The sequence below is a fragment of the uncultured Sphingomonas sp. genome (assembly GCF_946477935.1).
Lineage (GTDB): Bacteria > Pseudomonadota > Alphaproteobacteria > Sphingomonadales > Sphingomonadaceae > Sphingomonas.
In genome coordinates, this window is the sequence record NZ_CAMLAC010000312.1 from 1 (window position 1) to 3,391 (window position 3,391).

3 protein-coding genes are annotated in these 3,391 nt (G+C 71.1%); 1 reads left to right on the top strand and 2 read right to left on the bottom strand.

From position 1 onward, the window contains the following. On the top strand, positions 1 to 275 hold a 275-nt coding region (locus tag Q0U08_RS19065; protein WP_298093326.1), incomplete at its 5' end, for a prolyl oligopeptidase family serine peptidase. On the opposite strand, the gene Q0U08_RS19070 is transcribed toward Q0U08_RS19065, so the two are convergent. Both Q0U08_RS19070 and xrtA read right to left on the bottom strand, forming a co-directional pair. Beyond that, the gene (locus Q0U08_RS19070) at positions 256 to 2,142 is read right to left on the bottom strand and encodes an XrtA/PEP-CTERM system amidotransferase (RefSeq protein WP_298093328.1); all 1,887 of its coding nucleotides are present in this window, start codon (positions 2,140 to 2,142) and stop codon (positions 256 to 258) included. The two genes, Q0U08_RS19065 and Q0U08_RS19070, sit on opposite strands and share 20 nt — an antisense overlap. A 1-nt stretch (position 2,143) precedes the next feature. Then, positions 2,144 to 3,391, bottom strand: a 1,248-nt coding sequence (gene xrtA, locus Q0U08_RS19075; RefSeq protein WP_298093329.1) for an exosortase A, incomplete at its 5' end; no start/stop codon positions are given.

Consider the following 3,391-nt stretch of genomic DNA (forward strand, 5'->3'; position numbering starts at 1 on the left):
CGGTCGCCCGCTACGATACCCCGGCCCGCGTCCGCACCGACACGCCGCCCCTGTTCATCGCCCACGCCATGGACGACCCCGCCGCCCGCGTAGAGGAATCCTTCGCGATCATCGCCGCCGCCCGTGCCGCGAACGTGCCCGTGGAGGCGCATCTGTTCGAGCGTGGCGGCCACGGCTTCGGCGCGCGCCGCGCAGCCGAAGGCACGCCTCCCCGCGAATGGCCCCATCTGTTCGACCTGTGGCTGCGCCAGCGCTTCAGCCGAACAGCCGCGTAAGGCTCCGCTCCAGCATCAGGAACTGCCACAGTGTCCGGCCATGCTCCGCGCGGCCGGCACGGTGATCGTCCGCCAGCCGCGCGATCTCGGGCAGCGCGAACCAACCCGTCTCGCGCAGCAACGAAGAGGTGGCGAGCCCCGCCGCCTCCTCGGCCAGCGCCCCCCGAAACCAGTCGCTGATCGGCGTCGAAAACCCCATTTTCGGCCGGTACAATATCTCACGCGGCAGATGGCGTTCGAGGCTGCGCTTCATCAGCCATTTGCCGGTGCCACGATGCAGCCGCATGCCGGCCGGCAGGGTAGCGCAGAATTCGACCAGCCGGTGATCGAGCAGCGGCTCGCGCGCCTCCAGCCCCACCGCCATGGAGGTACGGTCGGTCTTGGTCAGGATGTCGCCCGGCAGCCAGATCTTCAGGTCGGCATATTGCACCCGGTCCAGCGCGCCCTGCGCCGGCGCGTCCCGCATCGCCGCCACGTAGCGATCCTCCGCCCGGTGCCCGCCCAGCGCCGCGCGCGCCTCCGGCGTAAACAGCCGCGCACGCAGGGCCGGCGCCGTCACCCCCACGCTCGTCGCATAGCCCTCTGCGCTATCCCCCGCGAGCGCCAGCAGCGTCGTCTTGGCTCTCAGCGGCCGGGGCGCCCAATCCGCCTTTGGATAGATGCCGCCCAGCGTCCCGAACACCGACCGCCGGAACCCCGCCGGCAGCAGCCCGCGTACCCGGTCCTCCGCCGCCTGAAACGCATGCCGGCGATAGCCGGCCATCGCCTCGTCCGCCCCGTCGCCCGACAGCGCCACCGTCACGTGCTCGCGCGCCAGCGCACACACCTGATAGGTCGCCAGCGCCGACGCATCCGCGAACGGCTCGTCGAAATGGTGGACCAGCGTATCGATCAGCGCGAAATCGTCGCTGCGCACCACCCGCGTCGCATGCGCGGTGGCGAAACGGCGCGCCACCGTGTCGGCGAAAGCGCGCTCGTCATAGCCCGCTTCCTCGAACCCGATCGTACAGGTCCGCACCGCTCGCGGGCTCGCCTCCGCCATCAGCGCGACCACCGCGGAGCTGTCCACCCCGCCCGACAAAAACGCGCCCAAGGGCACGTCGGCGACCATCCGGCTGGTCACCCCCGCCCGCATCAGATCGAGCAGTTCCTCGCCAAGCGCGGCCGCCGATCCGCTCGCACGCCCCGAAAAGTCGACATCCCACCACTGCTGTGGACGCGGAATGCCCCGCCCCCGCTCGACCAGCAGGTAATGCCCGGCCGGCAGCTTGCGGACGCCTGCGATCAGGCACGCATCGTCGGGCACATAGCCCAGCGCCAGATAATCCTCGACCGCCGTCAGGTCCGGCTGCCGCCGCAGCAGCGGATGCGCCAGCAAGCCCTTCAGCTCGGAGGCAAAGGCGATCGATCCGTCCGACAGCTCGGCCCAGTGCAGCGGCTTCACCCCCAGCCGGTCGCGCGCCAGGAACAGCGCACCCGCCAGCATGTCGTGGATGGCGAAGGCGAACATCCCGTCCAGCCGGTCGAGCATCGCCGGCCCCCAATAGCGCCAGCCCTGGAGCAGCACCTCGGTATCGCCCTCGGTGCGGAAATGCGCGCCCATCGCGCTGAGTTCGGCCCGGAGCGCGCGGTAATTGTAGATCTCGCCGTTGAAGGTCACCGCGATCTCGCCGTCGATCATCGGCTGCGGCGATCCCGCCAGATCGATGATCGACAGCCGCCGATGCCCCAGGCCCACGCCCGGCGCAGTCCAGACGCCGTCCCCGTCCGGCCCGCGATGCGCCTGCGCCGCGATCATCGCGCGCACCCGCGGCGGGTCGACCGGCTTGGGCGTGCCGGGATGGAAAAGCCCTGCGATGCCGCACATGTCAGCGCGCCGCCGTCAGCCGGTCCGCGAACCGGCCCGCCCCGCCGATGGCCGCGGCGAAGTCGGCGATCGCGGCGGGGTCACGCCCCTCGGTCGACAAGTGAATCGCGGTTGCCGGCCGATCCTCACCCAGCAGGCGGGTCTTCATCGTCACTATCTTCACCCGTCTCTCGTCCGCCGTCGTCTCGCCGCCGACGCGGTACCATGTCGCCACGATCCGCTCCACCGGTCCCGGTGCCACGATCCGCATCGCGGCGCCGCCCGCGATCGGGGCCATGTCCGCCACCCTTACCCAGCGATCATCCTCGCGCAGCACGCCCGTGCCGAACGCGGCCAGCCTCTTGGCGCCATGCTGCTCGGCGAACACCGCCACGCCGACATCCACCGGCCGCCCACGCGCATCGACATAGCGGCCGAACAGATAATGATCGGCCGCCGGATAATAAGGCTGCCATGCCGAACCCAGCGGCGCGCGGCGCCATCCCGGCACATCGGGCAGCACGATCTGCGCCGGCAGGGTCGCCACGTGGCCGCTCGCCAGCGCCGTCCAGCTCGGGAACACCGCCGCCGTGGCGATCACCAGCGCGCCGCCGGCGATCACTCCCACGCGGCCGCGCGGCACACCCGCCAGCGCCGCCGGGTCGAAGGCGGGGTCGTCCGGCGCCCGGTCGAACCACCGCCACCCGGTCGCCAGCACCGCCGCCATGACGACGGCAAAGAACAGCCACCCGAACACGATATGGTCGAACCCCGCCGCGGCCTCGATCCCGAACAGTTGCGCGCCGTAGATCGTCCCCCACGCCCGCACCCCGTTCGCCAGTACCGGCACCACCAGGCATGCCGCCAGAAATGCCGCCCGCCGCGTCCACCGCCGGAAGCACAGATTCGCCACCAGCACTCCGAATGCCAGCATGGCGAGCACGAACTTCGACCCCGAACACGCCTCCGCCACCTCGAAATGATACGGCCCCGCCTGGATCAGCACGCCGTCCACCTGCGCGGGCACGCCCGTCAGATGCAGCAGCGGCATGACGATCGCCACCGTCGCGCGCTGCAACGGCGGCTCCAGCTCTTGCCCGAACGGCACGGCAAACAGCGCATAAGCCATGGGAAACAGGGCCCCGCGCGCCACCATCGGCCCCAACACCGTCACCACGGCACCCTGCAGCATCAGCACCAGCCCAAGCTGCCGCGCGAACGCCACCGTCCCCGCCTCGCCCATCAGCCACCCCATACCGCCCAGCGCCAC

Excerpts from the sequence above, each read along its gene's own strand:
- Q0U08_RS19070 (WP_298093328.1), bottom strand. The coding sequence starts at position 2,142 with ATGTGCGGCATCGCAGGGCTTTTCCATCCCGGCACGCCCAAGCCGGTC.